We start from the raw sequence: 16,754 nt of genomic DNA on the forward strand, positions 1-16,754 counted from the left end.
ATCAACTACTGCTTCGTCTCTTCCCTGCCATTAGGGTATTTAGCAAACCTGCCCCTGTTGCGCGCGTGAACATGTTCATAACTGGGCCAAGGCCAACCGCCAAATTGAGTTTGTTGGTATTCCCGAAACGCCTCTTGTATATCGGCTTGTGTGTTGCCCACAAAGGGACCGTGTTGAACTACGGGCTCGTTAATAGGTTTGCCTTGTAAAAGCAGGAAATAACTATGGCTCAAACCATTCTTGAGTGATGTTATTTTATCAGCATAGAGCTCAACCGCCTGATGTTTCAAAAACTCCCGGCCGGCAATTTCCACTGAATCGCCTTCATAGAAATATAAAGACCGATTGGTCCCGGCAGATGCGGTCGGCAACGACCACACGGCACCGGGCTCCATCCGAATGGTCCAAATGGCCACTTCATTTTCAGGATTGGCCGCCCAGGAATCAGGCGCAGGGGAAGGAGCATGAACATCACCGATTTTCCCTGCCATTACTTTTACGGTTGTTGATTTACCGCTTTCATCTTTAAAATTAACCTCAGGAATCTCATCACTCCAGAGCATAGCAAAGTAGGGATCAGCTTTCTTTTTTGATTTAGGCAAGTTCAGCCATACCTGGAAAAGCTCCAATGGATTTCCCTTATCCTGATGTATCAATGGAAACATTTCACAGTGCTGCACACCCTTACCAGCAGTCATCCACTGAACGTCACCAAAACCAAAGCGCCCGGCAGCACCCAGCGAATCGGAGTGATCGATAAATCCTTTTGTGGTGATGGTTACCGTTTCAAAACCGCAATGCGGGTGAGCCGGAAACCCCGGAACCTGTGTACCATGATACATCCGCCAACCTTCTTTGTTGGGCGTAAAATCCTGGCCGATTGACCTTCCGGATAAGGAGGCTGCCGGCCCCATCACTTCATTACCTTTCGGGTAGTCGTCATGATGGTGCACGCAAAACAAAAAAGGATCTTGCGTTTGCCAGGGGAAGCCAAGGGGCTTTATGCTTTTTATCATGTCAGTTGTGTGTTGATCTTAATCAAATATCAAGTGTTAGTTCAGTCGGTTATTAACCCCGAACGGATAAAAAAGGTTTATGTCAGCGCCAGCTAAAACTCTCATAGGTAATCCCGTTATCGCTCAGTAATTTTTGGATGTCGGAATAGCATGTATTGGTATTGAATTTTACGGCAAGCGAGTTCAGTAAATCCTCCTTGTTTTTACCGGCCAGGTTAAAGTACCCAAACAAAAAATCAACCCCCGCTGGAGGAATCGTCAGCACATATTCATAATCCGAATCGCCCCAATATTCCTCAACCCGTTTGCCGATATCATATCCGTCAATAATGAGTTTATCCCCATCGAAATAAGCCTCAATACTAACCTTAATATCAGGCGCGCTATAGGTAAATAATGAAATACTTTTCATTACGCTTCTGGTTTTACACAAAATATGTTGAAGGTATTTTTGACAATGACTACAGATACTTCTGTCATAAAGCTGATAAACCGTATAAGCTCCCTAATTTAAGCAAGCATGCGGCTTTACCGATTATTAAGCCTACCTTTGTAGAATCTTAACATACGGGATTTGCAACGTCATCCCCCATCCGATTGGCATCGGGCACACACGGGATCTCTTCGCAATGACGTTGTTTTGCAAACCTTAACATACGAAACATTACATGAAAAATTTTCAAGCGCTCGGCTTGTCGAAAGGACTTGCCGATGCAGTACAACTTATTGGTTTTGAAACACCAACGCCTATCCAGGAAAAAGCCATTCCAATGTTGCTTACCGGAAACCGCGATTTCATTGGGTTAGCACAAACCGGCACAGGCAAGACAGCCGCCTTTGGGCTTCCCTTGTTAGAACTTGTCGATGAAAATTCATCGGCCACCCAGGCCCTGGTATTAGCACCAACCCGTGAACTGGGCTTACAAATTGTGAGCGACCTGGAAGACTTTTCCGAAAAATTCAAAAAGCTGAACATCGTGGCCGTATACGGTGGGGCCAGCATTAGCGAACAGATACGCAAAGTAAAACGGGGCGCTCAAATCGTGGTGGCCACCCCCGGTAGGTTAATTGATTTGCTTGGCCGAAAGGCCGTCAACCTGGGTACCGTTGAATATGTGGTGCTGGATGAAGCCGATGAAATGCTGAACATGGGCTTTAAGGAAGATATAGACGAAATACTGTCCAAAACCCCGGAAACCAAAACAACCTGGTTGTTTTCGGCAACTATGCCACGCGAAGTGCGGGCTATTGCCAACAATTACATGACCGACCCGGTAGAGTTGACGGTGGGCGATAAAAATACCGGCAATGCCAACATCGATCACCAGTATGTGGTGGTACATGATAAGGATAAGTACAATGCTTTAAAGCGCATACTGGACTTTAACCCTGACATATTCGGACTGATTTTTTGCCGCACCCGCATTGATACCCAGCGCATAGCCGAAATGCTTATGAAAGATGGCTATAATGCCGATTCACTCCATGGCGACCTGAACCAGGCCCAGCGCGATAAGGTGATGATGAAATTCCGGAACCGGGCCGTTCAGATTTTAGTGGCAACCGATGTGGCCGCCCGTGGCATTGATGTGGAAAGCATTACCCATGTTATCCATATGAACATACCCGATGAAATGGAGTTTTATACCCACCGCAGCGGCCGCACGGCACGTGCCGGAAAAAAGGGTGTTTCCATTGCCTTGGTTAACGCCAAAGAAGTGGGTAAAATACGGCAGATTGAAAAGACGGTTAAAACCCCCTTTACCCGAATGCAGGTACCCAGTGGCCCGGAAGTGTGCCAAAAGCAACTGCTGGCCCTTATGAAGAAGGTGCACGATGTTAAGGTAAATGAAACTGAAATTGAGGCCTTTTTACCCGCTGTTTATGAAGAACTTAAGGACCTTACAAAGAATGAATTGATTAAACGGTTTGCTTCCATTGAATTCAACCGCTTTCTCGATTACTATCGAAATGCCCCCGACCTGAACATCTCTGCCCAGTCGAACGACCGTGGGGCAGAACGGTATAGCACGGGCGACCGCTATTTCATTAACCTTGGTAAAATGGATAACCTCGATAAGGCCGATCTGTTGGAGATGCTCGATGACTGTTGTGGCGTAGGCAAGAAATACATTGGCAAAATCGACATTAAGGGTGCCTACTCCTTTTTTGAAGTGGAGAAGGAAAAGAGCGATGCCATTATCCCGGGATTACAAGGTGTTGAGTACGAAGGAAGACAGGTACGGGTGGAACTAACCGAAGGCCGTAAAGAAAAGTCAGGTCGTTCGGGCAGGAACAACGACTCAAAAAAGCAAGGCAACTTTAACCGGAGAGGTGCAGGCCGAAGAAGGTAATTTCCTGAACCAACAGTTAGTAAAAAAATTAGCGTAGTTGAAGTTTGTATTGATAAAGAATACTTAACTTTTCGCTTCATTAAATAAACGTTGCTATGGCTAAGAAAAAAGTTGCTAAAAAATCAAAAGCGAAACCTGCCAAAAAGAAGGCCGCTAAGAAGTCTGCCTCAAAGGCAAAAGGTAAAAAGGTAAGTAAGCCTGCCAAGAAAAAGGCTGCTAAAAAAGTAGTGAAGAAGGCTGCACCCAAGAAGAAAGCCGCACCGAAAAAGAAGAAGGCTGCGCCTAAAAAAGCAGCACCTGCACCTGCCCCGGTAGCCCCTATAACTCCGGTTGCCCCCGCTCCAGCCCCTTCCCTGTTCGACAACCCTACAGGTTCAGGAAACTAAACTGCTTTTTACCAAGCACAAAAAACCCTGTCCGAACCGACAGGGTTTTTGTTTTAGATAACGTGTTGTCCCGGCATTAAATGAGTTAAACCCTTTTCAGGATACCTGCCCTGCACGGGGCCAAGAAAGCGCAAGATGTGATCAAAGTCCTTCCGTTGATCCATCGAAGCATAGAAGGGTTCGGCAAAAATCACCTGCTTGTTTTTAAAATCGAAACCCACCATGACAATAGGCACGTTGGCTTTTTTGGCGATGTTATAGAAACCTGTGCGGAGCCGGTCTACCCGTTTGCGGGTACCCTCGGGTGACAAGGCTACTGCCAATTCGGTATGTTGCTCAAGCAACTTTGCAACATGGTCAACCATATTTTGGCTCGTGCTCCGATCAACCGGTGTGCCGCCCAGCCATCTGAACATAAACCCGAACGGTGGCCTGAAAAGCTCTGCTTTACCCAGGTATTTTGCCTTGGTCATGCCCAAAACACTCCGGTACAAAACACCGATAATAAAATCCCAATTGCTGGTGTGGGGCGCAACGATGAGTATATACTTTTTTGGCTTTACGGGAAAATACCCCTGTGGTGTGGTATCCCAACCCATAAGCCTTAAAATGCAGGAGGCCAGTAAACGGAACATGGACTAGTCAATTAGCACTGCTGCGTACTTCTTTGGGTTGGCCAGCACCCCGGCAATTCCTTTACTCACAGAGGATAGGGCATGCTTATCGACATGAACGGGAAGTTTTATCGTATGTTCAAAACGATCCTTTATTCCCCTCAACAAAGCACCTCCCCCGGTAAGGTGCATTCCGTTTTGGTAAATGTCGGCAGCCAACTCGGGTGGGCAGGTTTCAAGGGTTTGAATGATGCCTCGCTCAATGGCTGAGATAGACTTTTCAAGGATAAAAGCCACCTCGCGGTGATTGATCTTGCGCACAACCGGTATGCCCGTAACCATGTCCTTACCTTTAACGGCCAACGTTTCAGGTGTCATTTCCAAAGGCTCCCAAACCGCCCCAACGGCAATCTTAATGTACTCGGCTGTCTTCAGGCCAATAGCCATGTTGTAGCTTCTGCGAAAGTAATCTTGTATAGCTACATCAAAGGTATCGCCAGCTACTTTTAGTGATTGGAATGCTGCCACCCCGGAAAGGGAGATAATCACGATTTCCGTTATCCCCCCACCAATGTCGATCACCAGTTTGCCATCAGGTTCCTGAATGTTTAACCCCATGCCGATAGCGGCAGCCAACGGCTCGAACAACAATGATCGCTTGCGCGGATTGAATTGATCCAAGGCATCGCGCAACGCCCTGCGCTCCACTTCGGTAGTATAATAAGGAACGCCTGATATAATATGATCGAAGCCGGAAAGGAAAGAACGTTTTGCGTAAGCCCGGTTTACCATTTCACGCAACATGGTACTCGCCGAATCGAAATCTGCAATAACCCCACCTTTTAGGGGCTTAACCGGGGTAAGTTCTTCGTGAGTTTTCTCAAACATCTCAAAAGCCTTCTCACCCACTGCCTTCACCGAATGGTTGGCATTGAATACAATATATGAAGGTTGTGCCAACAGCATTTTATCGGTGCTGGCCAGCAGGGTATTGTTATTACCCAGGTCAATAGAAAAACTTTTATGCTTGAACACGCTAAACATGATGTTCGAAAAATACAGGTTTAAAACCGATTAGCAAATGATAAACCTCATGAATGGACAGGTGCCGACATGGGCAGCCTGACGATAAAGGTTGTACCGGCATATTGCTTGCCCGACCAGGTAACTGTTCCGTTAAGTTTCTCGACAGCTTTCCTTACAATGTAGAGGCCGAGGCCATTCCCCTTTGATCGTTCGGTGCCCCTGAAATACATATCAAATATCCTGTCCTTAAGCTCGTCATCGATGCCCTGTCCGTTATCCCGTATTTCTAGCACAACCTCACCGTGCTCTTGAAAAGCAGATACCTGAATATAGGGCTCATTAGGTGAACTGAATTGTACGGCATTTTCGATCAGGTTTTCGAGAATGATTTTTACCATAGCAGGGTACGAACAGAATACATCGCTTAGCCGAACGTTGATTTGTGTTTTTATTCCTTTTTGCTGGATATCATCTTTAAAGCCCAGCAATACTTCGCTGATCATTTCCGTGAGGAAAACTTCCTTATAAACGAGTTGCTGTGCACCTACATCACTTATCGATTGTAATTTCACCAACATGCGGTCAAGCGTGTGCGCAGTTTCATTTACTTTAGCAAAAAGTTCTAAAGCATTTTGATCCTTCACCGTTATCTTGGCCACTTCGGACAAGCCCATAAATGTGGTGAGCGGACGCCTGAAATCGTGCGATGACCGGTAGAAGAATGTATCCAGTTCTTTATATGCTTCTTTGAGTTTGTTGGTACGCTCATTTATTTTTTCTTCCAGGCCAACATTAATTTCGTTTATGGTTTGATTGGCCTCCATTAACTCCTCCGATTGGGCCTGAATCTCCTCGTTCTTTTCACTGATTTCGCGGTTCAAGCGAACCAATATCCCGTTGGCATCAACCAACTCTTCAGTTTGTGTTTGTATTTCTTCTTTCTGCTCAAGTATTTCAAAATTTGCTTTTTGTAGTCGTTTGTTTAACAGGAAAATATTGAAAGCAAAAACCGAAACCAAAACAAGGCCCAGCAGTGCGGAGCCAATGATAATATTTTGTGCACGGATACGTGATTGTTGCAAGGCCATCTTATTTCCCTGCAATTCCTTCTCCTGGTTTAGTAATTTAATTTGTTGCTCCTTTTGTTCAACCCGGTAAAGTGCCTCCAGTTCGGCCAGCTTGGTAGCGCTGGCCTGCGTGTATACGCTATCGTCATACTGTTGAAATAGTTTCAGGTATTCAAAGGCCTTCTTAAAATCACCTTTTGCTTCATAAAGCTGGCTGTAGTACCGGAAATTGTTGCGCTTAAGCAGCAACGAAGAGGCTTTGCCGGCATTGACAGCCGCCAGGTTTAAGTATTGTTCGGCCTCATCCAACCGTTTCATTTTTATGAGCAGGGCAGCCAACTGGTTATACGTTATCCCAACATTAACCAGATCCGGGTTATTTTCCTCGACTGCTTTGGATTCATACAGTAAGTTGAGTGCCTGTTGAAAACGTCCTTGCGCTTCGTAAACCAGGGAAAGGTTAAAGATTGATGCCGCCACCCCGCTAACATGACCGATTGCCTTACGCATGGAGATTGCAGTATTTAAATCCTGTATGGCCTGGGCATATTTCTTTTGTTGGTAGTATACTAACCCACGTATGTTGTAACAATTCGAAACACCATACCTATCACCGATTGCTTCACGTAATGCAAGCGATCGGTTCAAATAATTAAGGGCCAGATCAAAATTAAACTGCTCTTTATATACCCAACCCAGTTCGGCATACAACCTTGCTGTAGTTCTTTTTAAGCCTAACTGCTCCGTTATTTTAAGTGCTTGAAAATAATAACGTGAAGCGAGATCATATTGCCCAAGTTCTGCATACACTTCACCGGTTAACGTATATACTTCAGCGGTTTGGGGTGGGTATTCATAATGTTCAAGAAGGGTAAAAGCATTAAAGCAATGTGATAAGGCTTCGGAATATAAGGCTTGTCGGAGCAAAAGCTCAGCCTGTCGTAACTCGCATTTTATTAAATGAAAATAGTTTGTACCAGGGGTTAATTGCGAGCAAAACTTTTTAAAGTAGGCATCAGCTTTTTCAAACTCCGTTATATTCTCATAAACAACGCCCAACGTAGAATATATTTCCCCCAACAAATAAAGATCATGAGTACCCGCTACGAGTGATTCCGCCTGGTGAAGCACCTTCAACGCTTCATCATTCCGCCAAAGTATGCTATATAGATAACCCAGGTTTTTCAGGACTGTGGCCAGGGTGTTATCCGAAAGCTTGCCCTGTTCAAACCCAAGCACTTTGTTGTAGAAGAATATGGCAGAATCATACTGGCTGATATCCCTATAGATGTTGCCCATAAGGGTATAATTATAGGCATCCAGTTCAGGAGCATTTTTAACTTCAATGCGCTCGGCCAGCCGTAAATACCGGAATGCAAGTTTGTAATTACCCTTGCTGATCCACCCTAAACCAACGAGGGTATTGGCATCTTTAAGCCCTTTTGGGTAATTGATTCGTTGGCTTAGGGACAAAGCCTGTTCTGCATATGCTTGCGCCATGCTGTCGCTATGATCATACAATTCAAATGCAAGGGCATTTAACAGGTCGACCCGCTTTTCAGAATCAGGCAACCGTTTCAAAAGGTTTTGAAGGCTGTCAGCCGCAGGGGTTTGCGCTAAGCCATGGAAGGTCGCACTACTTAAAAGGATTAGGGTAAACCAAATGCATTTGGCTTTTTTATTAAAACCGCCTATCCTATTGTTTTTCAATGATTTACTGTGATTTTTAAAAAAATGGTAACCTAATTTACTCATAAGGGCCCACAATTATTACCGTAGGCAATTGACAAAAGTAAATTATCTTTCACGTCCAATAAATTTATGAAAATCCAGTCCTTAAAGTCGCTGTTAAGCCGGGTTGAATTACAACGCGAAAAACAAAAAGATTACCGAAACGTGGTGATAACCCAGGTTATAATCGTTACCCTGGGGCTGGTTTTATATGCCCCATTATTAGACAACCCCACCAGTCAGGTATCCAAATTCCTGATTACCCTTTTTTCAGCTTTCGGTGGTTTGTATGCTTTTTTGCTTTGGGATTTGCTGAGGAACTTCACCCAAAGCAGAACGCTTATCCTAACCATATTGGTCATCCTCATTGCCATCTCCATTTTTGGCATTTTAATCGAATTCCCCTACTACAAAGCTATCCATATTGAGAACCGGCAGGGCGCCTTGCTGCTCATCCATGGGCTCCTTTTCCCGATTGAGGTTACCATTATCAGTTTCGCTATTCGCGACATTTTTATGGGGCAGTATTTCACTACGGATAAGCTCTGGGGTTCAGCCTGTGTTTTCCTGATGATCGGTATTTCTTTTGGCAGCCTGTATGATTTAATATGCATTGCCATGCCGGGAAGCCTGGGCGTGGATATCGCGTTGGGCATTCCCAACTATTCCGAGTGTGTGTCCTATTCCTTTCACGTACTGGGCGGTATTGATACCGACTACCCCGATGCAAATAAACTAATCAAGAACATTAGCGTTATTGAAGCAGTTTGGGGAACTTTGTTCACCGTACTGATCATCGGCAACCTGATGATCCTGCCTAAACCTCCTGAATCTTCCGAATCTTAAACCAGAAAATTAATATGAACAACCGCAGACTTTTACCTTTTATAATCCTTGGCGTCATCGCCCTTTTTGTGGTCGCAGGAATTTCCTCCAGCCTATTTTTTACCGTTCAGGCCGATGAGCGGGCCGTGATCTTTTACAAGTTCGGTGAAGGGCTTGATAAGGACCACATTGTACAGCCCGGCTTTCATATGAAAGCACCGTGGAATGAAGTGTACATCTATGCCGTACGCGAAACCTCAGCCGATGAGAACATGGATGTGCTGGACAGGAATGGACTCTCTATTCATGTTGAAGTTTCGGTGCGCTTTCACCCGGTGCCCGAAAAAATCGGATACATCCATGAAAAGTTCAACCGCGCCTATGTAAGCGTTTTGGTTATCCCAGAAATGCGTTCGGTAGTACGTCAGATCATGGGCAGGTATTCGGCAGAGGAAATTTATTCAACCAAACGAGCAGAAGTTGAGGCAACCATTAAAACTGAATCAGAGAAAATACTGGGCCAAAATAACGTGACTATGGTAGCCCTGCTTATCCGTTCCATTCAACTCCCTGAACAAATAAAAGTAGCCATACAAAACAAGTTACAACAGGAGCAAGAAGCTTTGGCCTATCAGTTCCGCCTGGATAAGGAAAAGAGTGAAGCCGAGCGCAAGCGCATCCAGGCAGAGGGTGAAGCCCGTGCCAACAACATCATCAATAACAGTTTAACCGATAAGCTTTTAAAAATGAGGGGTATTGAAGCCACCCTTGAATTGTCCAAATCGCCCAATGCCAAAGTTATTGTTGTGGGCAGTGGCAAGGACGGTGGTTTGCCCTTGATTTTGGGCGGGAATTAGCCTTTAAATTACACCAAGGGCTTCATTCTCCGAACCTGAACCTATATATTTAAATCGTTAAAAATTTAGCCTTTTTACTATGTCCAAAACTGTAGAATTGATCATTGACGGTAAGTCATACACCTTTCCCGTAGTGGAAGGAACGGAGAACGAATTAGCCATTGATATTAGTGACTTGCGCGACAAAACCGGGTACATTACCCTTGACGTAGGTTATAAAAATACCGGGGCCACCAAAAGCGCTATTACCTTTTTGGATGGCGAAAAAGGAGTATTGCACTACCGTGGTTATGCCATTGAAGAACTGGCCGAAAAATCTAACTTCCTGGAAGTTGCCTACCTGTTGATCTTTGGCGAACTGCCCACCAAAGAGCAATACGACAAGTGGAACAGTGACATAACCAAGCGTACCCTTGTACATGAGGACATCAAGAAAATTTTGGATGGCTTTCCCTCCACTTCCCACCCCATGGGTGTCTTGTCTTCTTTGTTCTGCGCACAAACAGCATTCTATCCCGAATCACTAAATCCTAATCGACCACCGGATGGTGTCTATTTAAGTATTATCCGGTCATTGGGTAAAATGCCAACCTTTGCAGCATGGTCGTATAAGAATGCCGTAGGCCATCCGGTCAATTATCCGGATAACAAACTTGATTACTGTGCACGCTTTTTGAAAATGATGTTTGCCCTGCCCGGCCAGGACTATGAAGTTGACCCCGTAGTTGCCGATGCATTGGATAAACTTTTCATCCTGCATGCGGACCACGAACAAAACTGTTCAACTTCTACCGTACGGATTGTCGGGTCATCAAAAGCCAGTATTTATTCATCCATCTCGGCAGGTATAAATGCCCTCTGGGGGCCATTGCATGGCGGTGCCAACCAAGAGGTAATTGTTATGCTGGAAAACATCAGGGCCGATGGCGGCAATGCCGACAAATGGATGGCCAAGGCGAAAGATAAAAATGATCCTTTCAGGCTTATGGGTTTCGGTCACCGCGTTTACAAAAACTTCGACCCACGCGCCAAGATTATCAAAAAAGCCGCTGACGATGTGCTGAAGAAATTAGGCGTGCATGATCCCGTGCTCGAAATCGCTATGAAACTGGAAGAAATAGCCTTGAAAGATTCATACTTTGTTGAGCGTAAGCTTTACCCTAATGTTGACTTCTACTCAGGCATCATTTACCGCGCCCTGGGCATACCGGTTGATATGTTTACGGTGATGTTTGCCATGGGCAGGTTGCCCGGCTGGATTGCACAATGGTTGGAGATGCGTAAAAACAATGAACCCATTGGCCGGCCACGACAAATCTATACCGGCAGCGTGGTGAAACCTTACATAGAAATAAGCAAACGCAAATAATGATCCTATTGTCCATGCAGTGTACCAATGAGGCTTCACTGCATGGATTTTTCAACGCTCGAAAAATTTCCTTCAACTATGGAACTGCAACAGCAATTCGAAGCATCGGTTGCCCGGTCAAAAGAGTTAACCAAGCGCCCTTCCAATGAAGAGTTACTAAAACTGTATGCCCTTTTTAAACAAGGATCGGAAGGTGATGTGGCGGGCGATCGCCCGGGTGGTTTTGACTTTAAAGCAATTGCCAAATACGATGCGTGGGCCGAATTGAAAGGCAAATCCAAAGAAGATGCCATGCGGGAGTACATCAGCTTTATGGACGCCCTTTCTCAAGAGTATAAATAATTCACTTCACGGCTCCTGAATGGAGAACCTTTTTTACCAACCAGGCATCAATCAGGGAACATACTACCTTTCACCGGAAGAGTCAAAACACTGCATAAGAGTCCTCCGGAAAAAAAATGGTGATTCCATAATCCTTACGGATGGCTCGGGTAATTTCTACAACGCCCTGATAACCGATGACAACGCCAATCAATGCCAATTTACGGTTCAGGACACCTGGCAGGAGCCAACGAAAAAATTCTCCATCCATCTGGCTATTTCCCCTACCAAAAACCCCGACCGCATAGAATGGATGGTGGAAAAGTGTGTTGAGTTAGGCATTGACCAGATTACCTTTTTGAATTGCAAAAACACCGAACGGCAAACCCTTAAATATGAACGGATCGTGAAGATTTCCCTGAGTGCTATGAAACAATCATTCAGGGCTACCGCCCCGATAATCGGCCCTTTAATTTCATTTCAGGAATTCGTGAACATTTCACCACTTACCAACTCGGAAAGTTTTATAGCTATTGTAGATACCGCTAACTCCTATCATTTACTATCAGCCGCAAAGCCTGGCCAACAGTACGTGGTGCTGATAGGCCCTGAAGGCGACTTTACACCGGATGAGCTAACTACCGCACTGGCAAAGGGTTATAAAAAAGTAAGCTTGGGCAATAACCGGCTCCGAACAGAAACCGCGGGCCTTGCCGCCTGTCATATTCTCAATTTAGTAAATACTTAACGCTTTATTACATGGGTGCCAAGGGTAACTGAATAAACTACCACACCACAGAGGCTATTCATATTTTTGTTAAACTTGTATTATGGAACCACGCAAAGCTGAAATTCAAAAAACCATCTACGACAACGCCAAGTCGCATTTTTTGGGGAATTTTCCCGATTCATTGCCCATCGAACAGGCCTATGTACATATAGGCATGTACCTGGGTTGGATCATAGACCATGAGTTGTATTCAGACTTTTTTGAAGAAGAGGCCTCCATCCAGATTTTCCGTTTTAAGAGGCGTGAAATTTCCTGTACAATCCTCAGCGAAATCTGGGACGGTTATTTAGGGTATGAACTGTTTAACCGACAAGGAAACATGTTTACCTACTACTATTATGGTGGCGGTTTATACCGTAATGACTATGATGAGTTGTTGGTTAAGTCGTTACCTTCTATTTACCATGTAACCGACAGCTGGGAAAACTACGAAAAAATGGCTACCAGGATTGAAATGCGCTTTCAGGATTGGAAGAAGTTGGTGGGCTCATAACGCCCCCTGCACTATTTCAACTTTCCGTTTTTGTCGAGTAAGGCAGTCTTATCACTTCCCTTAACCCGAAGTTCCCCTGTTTCCTGTGTAAACTGTAATTCTTCAGGGGTAAAATCCAGTGTATAGTTTTGGCTCCACGACAATCCATCCGAGCGATATATTTTTGCTACGGTTACGGGGTATTTGTCCTTCACTTTATTTTCTGAATACAGCAGCACAAAGAAGATTTGATTTCCCTCATTGGTGGTTGCCAAGGCTTTGGTGGTGCGCATTCGCTGTTCCCGGAATACTGTCTTATCGATCGGGAATTTTACACGCACATCCGGAATGCGCGATCCGGTTATGGTATAAAAATAACCTTCACCTGATACAGAATCGGTAAAGAAAATGCCTGCGGTGTAATTTTCAGCTTCAACAACAAGAGGCTTGAATTTTGCATTGGTAGGCTCTAACACCAGCGGAATAGAATCGTTACCGTTAACAAGCCAGTTTAATGCCCGCCTCCGGTTCGCCAGCTCCCTTTCCTTGATTCTTTTCTCGCGTTCTGCGTATTCCTTCTCGGCTTTTACATAACTTTTTAGGATGACAGTATTGGTATAAGCTTCTGCGATGAACGTTTTGTAATTCAGGGCTTCCTCATCAATATTCACCGACTGAAGTTTGGCGGCAACACTATCCAGTTTACCTAAGCGCTTTACTTCCTCCTCCTTTTGTTTTAAACGGTCGAAAACGTTGTTAGTCTTTTCGCCTTTAATGTGTTCGACAAGTGTTGAACGATATTCAAGGTTAGCAACTTTTAAGGCAAACACATTCATGGGTAACGGATCGGGGTCAAACTTTTTAAGTTTTTCACCCAGTAAGCTGGCCACAAGTTTGGTCAAATCACTTTTCACCGACACAGAATCTTCCTTCAATTTTTCCCTGAGTTTGTTGATCTCAATATCGTATTTCAATAAATTTTCGCGAATGGGTTTCAACTCATTATTCACAACCGCTACGGATTGATCAGCAAACTTTTTATAATCCCAAACCTCCAGGTTATCCTGGTAAAAATCAGTAAGTGTAATACCATCGCGTTTAAAATCCTTGATCTCGCGCGCATTCCAGGAGTGGTTATACCCAATTTTTCCCAAGTGCCCCACACTCGATTTATAGAGATCAAAGGCTCGCTTACTTGAATCGTACCGTGCAGCCAGTAGCGCAAGCTGCTTGAGTACAAGGTCATCGGTACGAAGGTAAAATTCACGTTCACCCGGAAAGGCATGTTGGATAACTTTGAATAGTTCGTTTGAACGCTTGTACAAATCTTCGGCTTGCGAGAAATACAATTTCACCAATCCAATCTTGTCCTTACGTTCGCGCATTGCCGCTGTGCGCTTTTCAATATCAAATTGCACATCCGATAGTTTCACACCAAATTCGCCTGTACGCAAATCACGTTTGCTGTACATGGCATAATAGTCCTTTGTACTGCCTTTAAATTCTTTATCATTTATGGTTTTATAGGCTTTGTCGTAAAACAACAAGGCCGAATCGATATGATTGAGAGCACCCTGCACATTTTTTAAAATATCGTCCTTGTTGGTTTTTTCCTGGCAAATGATGCCCATAAAAAGAAAGGAACTAGGCTCTGGCGATTTGTTTTCATTGATGTATGACCGTAAAAACGGTTCAGCCTTTTCATATTGCTTGGCTTCGATCAAGGTGAATATTTCTTTGTATTTAAGCTTTTGGGCCTGTGAAAGAGCAGGCAATAAAAGTAAAACAAAAAGCTTGGCTATCAGTACGTTGCGCATTACCTTGGAACTTATTAGTTTCGAAATTAATTAAATTCTGATTATAGACTACTACCGCTTTCAATTACCACGCCAAAAATTTAAACTACCGAGCCCACGATGCTTAAAATAAAAAATATACTCCTTCTGCTAATCGTATTTTTGGTCATAGGCGTTTACCTTACCGGCTTTAACCACACAGGGACGGCTAATTTAAAAGATGAGGATTTCAATTACCAGTTTACGCTTAAAACCCTGGAGGGCGATCGCCTATCAATGGAAACCCTGAAGCGCAAAGTTATTTTTTTAAATATGTGGGCTACGTGGTGTGGCCCTTGCCGGGACGAAATGCCGGGTATCCAGAAACTCTTTGAAAATACAAAATCGGATGATATCGTATTTGTAATGCTATCGGTAGATAAGGAAGGAGACCAAAACAAGGTTGCAGCCTATTTGAAACGCAATAACTTCACCTTTACTGCGTATATGCCTACTGAAAAAATGTCAACACAACTTAATGTACCTTCCATTCCAACAACCTTTATCATTAGTAAAGATGGTAAAATAACACATCAGAAAATCGGCAGCACCAACTACAATTCTGAAAAGTACAGAAAAATGCTGCAAGAACTTGCCGCGAAAAAGCTTTAAACACAACCTGCCACCAGGCGTAATCCTTCCAGTGTAAGGTTAGGTTCAATCCTGGTAAACGTTCCGTTTGATGCCGGGGTAATAACGGATGACAGACCTCCGGTGGCAACCGTTGAAAGATCAGGATCATTCAACTCTGTCCGGATCCTGTCAAGCATGGATTTTACCAACCCTTCGTATCCTAACAAAATACCAGCCTGGATGGCATGCACTGTATTTTTGCCTAGGGCAGATTGCGGGAGTTCTAACGGCACTTCAAAAAGTTTGGCTGTGTTTTGAGAAAGGGCCCTAATAGCCGTCTTCAACCCGGGCGCGATGGCAACGCCTAAAATTTTACCTTCCCCGGATACGGTTGTAAAGGTAAGTGCTGTACCGAAGTCAACGATCACACAATTGTTCTTAAACAATGTGTGCGCAGCAACGGCATTGGCCACCAGGTCGGAGCCAATTTCGTAAGGGTTCAAAACCACAATGGGAAGTTTCTTATAAATATCCGGCCCAAGCACAATCGGGTTTTTCTCGAAAAGAGTTACCGTTACATTGATGATTTTATCGGTTAGGTTTGGTACGACACTGCTCAGCACGATCTTTTCAACATTGCTGATTGACAACCCTGCTTCGAACAAATAATCGCGAAACTTGATACCATAATACAACTCAGGCCTGTCGGCCACGGCAGGTATTCTCCATGTGTATTTTAACGCCTGCTGGTCAAAAAGACCAATGGTGATATCTGAGTTGCCAATATCGAGTACAAGTATCATGAAAGTTCAATCAGTTTGGGTTTTAAACGCGCAAGGCCAGTACTGGCTTTCTCCTGAATCGTTTCCAGGTTTCGAATATAGGCGATATCCGGAACTTTAGGATCGACCAGGAATTTCGGGACATCGTAGCGAACATAATTGATCAGGCCCGCTGCGGGGTAAACCAACATGGAGGTGCCCACCACCAAAAAAATATCAGCCTGTGATGTATAGTCTGCTGCAACTTCTATCATCGGAACCAACTCACCAAACCATACAATGTTTGGGCGAAGTTGAAAACCTTTTTCACACATATCGCCCCAATTTAAAGCCCAACCTTTTATGGGATATACCAAAGATTCATCGCCTGTGCTGCGCGACTCAAACAAGCTTCCATGAAGATGAATTACCTGTGATGATCCGGCACGTTCATGAAGATTATCAACATTTTGAGTTATAATGGTAACATCAAAATGAGTTTCCAATTCAACCAAAATTTCATGCCCCCGGTTGGGAAATACCTCAAGCGCTTTTTTTCTTCGCTGATTGTAGAAGTCGAGCACCAGTTGGGGATTACGTGCCCAACCATCAGGCGAGGCTACATCCTCTACCCGGTAGCCTTCCCATAATCCTCCGGCATCGCGAAAGGTTGGTATACCACTTTCAGCACTAATACCAGCCCCGGTTAGCACTACCAGTTTCTTCTTCATCGCGTGGTTTAAAAATTATCAGACGA

The 16,754-nt window shown here is 44.4% G+C and carries 17 protein-coding genes; 9 read left to right on the forward strand and 8 right to left on the reverse strand.

Annotation, left to right across the window (positions count from 1 at the left end; translation table 11 throughout):
- Nucleotides 1–5: 5 nt before the first annotated feature.
- Nucleotides 6–1,016: a pirin family protein gene (locus KIT51_11115; GenBank protein ID UYN85436.1), complete on the reverse strand. Its 1,011-nt coding sequence runs from the start codon at nucleotides 1,014–1,016 to the stop codon at nucleotides 6–8.
- 82 nt (nucleotides 1,017–1,098) lie between these two features.
- Nucleotides 1,099–1,428 (reverse strand): hypothetical protein, encoded by a 330-nt coding sequence (locus KIT51_11120; GenBank protein ID UYN85437.1) that lies wholly within the window; start codon nucleotides 1,426–1,428, stop codon nucleotides 1,099–1,101.
- Between the two features lie 256 nt (nucleotides 1,429–1,684).
- Between KIT51_11120 and KIT51_11125 the strand changes: the two genes are divergently transcribed.
- Nucleotides 1,685–3,370, forward strand: a complete 1,686-nt coding sequence (locus KIT51_11125; protein UYN85438.1) for a DEAD/DEAH box helicase — start codon at nucleotides 1,685–1,687, stop codon at nucleotides 3,368–3,370.
- A gap of 95 nt (nucleotides 3,371–3,465) precedes the next feature.
- Nucleotides 3,466–3,756, forward strand: coding sequence for a hypothetical protein (locus KIT51_11130; GenBank protein UYN85439.1), 291 nt, complete (start codon nucleotides 3,466–3,468; stop codon nucleotides 3,754–3,756).
- A 53-nt stretch (nucleotides 3,757–3,809) separates the two neighbouring features.
- Here KIT51_11130 and KIT51_11135 read toward each other — a convergent pair whose 3' ends face one another.
- Genes KIT51_11135 through KIT51_11145 form a run of 3 tightly spaced genes read right to left on the reverse strand, consistent with a single transcriptional unit; the run spans nucleotide 3,810 to nucleotide 8,035 of the window.
- Nucleotides 3,810–4,391, reverse strand: a complete 582-nt coding sequence (locus tag KIT51_11135) for a 1-acyl-sn-glycerol-3-phosphate acyltransferase (protein ID UYN85440.1) — start codon at nucleotides 4,389–4,391, stop codon at nucleotides 3,810–3,812.
- 3 nt (nucleotides 4,392–4,394) lie between these two features.
- On the reverse strand, nucleotides 4,395–5,414 hold the full coding sequence (locus KIT51_11140) for a rod shape-determining protein (GenBank protein UYN85441.1): 1,020 nt from the start codon (nucleotides 5,412–5,414) through the stop codon (nucleotides 4,395–4,397).
- A gap of 47 nt (nucleotides 5,415–5,461) precedes the next feature.
- Nucleotides 5,462–8,035 carry a tetratricopeptide repeat protein gene (locus KIT51_11145; GenBank protein UYN85442.1) on the reverse strand — a complete coding sequence of 858 codons (2,574 nt, stop codon included), beginning with the start codon at nucleotides 8,033–8,035 and terminating at the stop codon, nucleotides 5,462–5,464.
- A gap of 249 nt (nucleotides 8,036–8,284) precedes the next feature.
- Between KIT51_11145 and KIT51_11150 the strand changes: the two genes are divergently transcribed.
- From KIT51_11150 to KIT51_11175, 6 genes are all read left to right on the forward strand, one after another.
- A complete protein-coding gene (locus tag KIT51_11150) occupies nucleotides 8,285–9,040 on the forward strand; it encodes a hypothetical protein (GenBank protein ID UYN85443.1) in 756 nt (251 codons plus the stop codon).
- A gap of 14 nt (nucleotides 9,041–9,054) precedes the next feature.
- Nucleotides 9,055–9,876 carry a prohibitin family protein gene (locus KIT51_11155; protein UYN85444.1) on the forward strand — a complete coding sequence of 274 codons (822 nt, stop codon included), beginning with the start codon at nucleotides 9,055–9,057 and terminating at the stop codon, nucleotides 9,874–9,876.
- Nucleotides 9,877–9,955: 79 nt separating this feature from the next.
- Nucleotides 9,956–11,245, forward strand: a complete 1,290-nt coding sequence (locus tag KIT51_11160; protein ID UYN85445.1) for a citrate synthase — start codon at nucleotides 9,956–9,958, stop codon at nucleotides 11,243–11,245.
- 78 nt (nucleotides 11,246–11,323) lie between these two features.
- On the forward strand, nucleotides 11,324–11,587 hold the full coding sequence (locus KIT51_11165) for an acyl-CoA-binding protein (GenBank protein UYN88567.1): 264 nt from the start codon (nucleotides 11,324–11,326) through the stop codon (nucleotides 11,585–11,587).
- Between the two features lie 19 nt (nucleotides 11,588–11,606).
- Entirely contained in the window at nucleotides 11,607–12,314 is a 708-nt protein-coding gene (locus KIT51_11170) for a 16S rRNA (uracil(1498)-N(3))-methyltransferase (GenBank protein ID UYN85446.1), read from the forward strand.
- An 82-nt stretch (nucleotides 12,315–12,396) separates the two neighbouring features.
- Nucleotides 12,397–12,849, forward strand: a complete 453-nt coding sequence (locus KIT51_11175; protein UYN85447.1) for a hypothetical protein — start codon at nucleotides 12,397–12,399, stop codon at nucleotides 12,847–12,849.
- A gap of 11 nt (nucleotides 12,850–12,860) precedes the next feature.
- Here KIT51_11175 and KIT51_11180 read toward each other — a convergent pair whose 3' ends face one another.
- A complete protein-coding gene (locus KIT51_11180) occupies nucleotides 12,861–14,645 on the reverse strand; it encodes a hypothetical protein (protein UYN85448.1) in 1,785 nt (594 codons plus the stop codon).
- 99 nt (nucleotides 14,646–14,744) lie between these two features.
- Between KIT51_11180 and KIT51_11185 the strand changes: the two genes are divergently transcribed.
- A complete protein-coding gene (locus KIT51_11185; GenBank protein UYN85449.1) occupies nucleotides 14,745–15,275 on the forward strand; it encodes a TlpA family protein disulfide reductase in 531 nt (176 codons plus the stop codon).
- On the opposite strand, the gene KIT51_11190 is transcribed toward KIT51_11185, so the two are convergent.
- A complete protein-coding gene (locus KIT51_11190) occupies nucleotides 15,272–16,039 on the reverse strand; it encodes a type III pantothenate kinase (protein ID UYN85450.1) in 768 nt (255 codons plus the stop codon). The genes KIT51_11185 and KIT51_11190 overlap by 4 nt on opposite strands.
- The gene (locus KIT51_11195) at nucleotides 16,036–16,728 is read right to left on the reverse strand and encodes an NAD-dependent deacylase (GenBank protein UYN85451.1); all 693 of its coding nucleotides are present in this window, start codon (nucleotides 16,726–16,728) and stop codon (nucleotides 16,036–16,038) included. The genes KIT51_11190 and KIT51_11195 overlap by 4 nt, the downstream gene beginning before the upstream one ends.
- Nucleotides 16,729–16,754: the final 26 nt, after the last annotated feature.

This window comes from Cyclobacteriaceae bacterium (assembly GCA_025808415.1).
Taxonomy (GTDB): Bacteria; Bacteroidota; Bacteroidia; order Cytophagales; family Cyclobacteriaceae; genus UBA2336.

Coding starts and splice junctions, on each gene's coding strand:
- KIT51_11115 (UYN85436.1), bottom strand. CDS start 1,016: ATGATAAAAAGCATAAAGCCCCTTGGCTTCCCCTGGCAAACGCAAGAT.
- KIT51_11120 (UYN85437.1), bottom strand. CDS start 1,428: ATGAAAAGTATTTCATTATTTACCTATAGCGCGCCTGATATTAAGGTT.
- KIT51_11125 (UYN85438.1), top strand. CDS start 1,685: ATGAAAAATTTTCAAGCGCTCGGCTTGTCGAAAGGACTTGCCGATGCA.
- KIT51_11130 (UYN85439.1), top strand. CDS start 3,466: ATGGCTAAGAAAAAAGTTGCTAAAAAATCAAAAGCGAAACCTGCCAAA.
- KIT51_11135 (UYN85440.1), bottom strand. CDS start 4,391: ATGTTCCGTTTACTGGCCTCCTGCATTTTAAGGCTTATGGGTTGGGAT.
- KIT51_11140 (UYN85441.1), bottom strand. CDS start 5,414: ATGTTTAGCGTGTTCAAGCATAAAAGTTTTTCTATTGACCTGGGTAAT.
- KIT51_11150 (UYN85443.1), top strand. CDS start 8,285: ATGAAAATCCAGTCCTTAAAGTCGCTGTTAAGCCGGGTTGAATTACAA.
- KIT51_11155 (UYN85444.1), top strand. CDS start 9,055: ATGAACAACCGCAGACTTTTACCTTTTATAATCCTTGGCGTCATCGCC.
- KIT51_11160 (UYN85445.1), top strand. CDS start 9,956: ATGTCCAAAACTGTAGAATTGATCATTGACGGTAAGTCATACACCTTT.
- KIT51_11165 (UYN88567.1), top strand. CDS start 11,324: ATGGAACTGCAACAGCAATTCGAAGCATCGGTTGCCCGGTCAAAAGAG.
- KIT51_11170 (UYN85446.1), top strand. CDS start 11,607: ATGGAGAACCTTTTTTACCAACCAGGCATCAATCAGGGAACATACTAC.
- KIT51_11175 (UYN85447.1), top strand. CDS start 12,397: ATGGAACCACGCAAAGCTGAAATTCAAAAAACCATCTACGACAACGCC.
- KIT51_11180 (UYN85448.1), bottom strand. CDS start 14,645: ATGCGCAACGTACTGATAGCCAAGCTTTTTGTTTTACTTTTATTGCCT.
- KIT51_11185 (UYN85449.1), top strand. CDS start 14,745: ATGCTTAAAATAAAAAATATACTCCTTCTGCTAATCGTATTTTTGGTC.
- KIT51_11190 (UYN85450.1), bottom strand. CDS start 16,039: ATGATACTTGTACTCGATATTGGCAACTCAGATATCACCATTGGTCTT.
- KIT51_11195 (UYN85451.1), bottom strand. CDS start 16,728: ATGAAGAAGAAACTGGTAGTGCTAACCGGGGCTGGTATTAGTGCTGAA.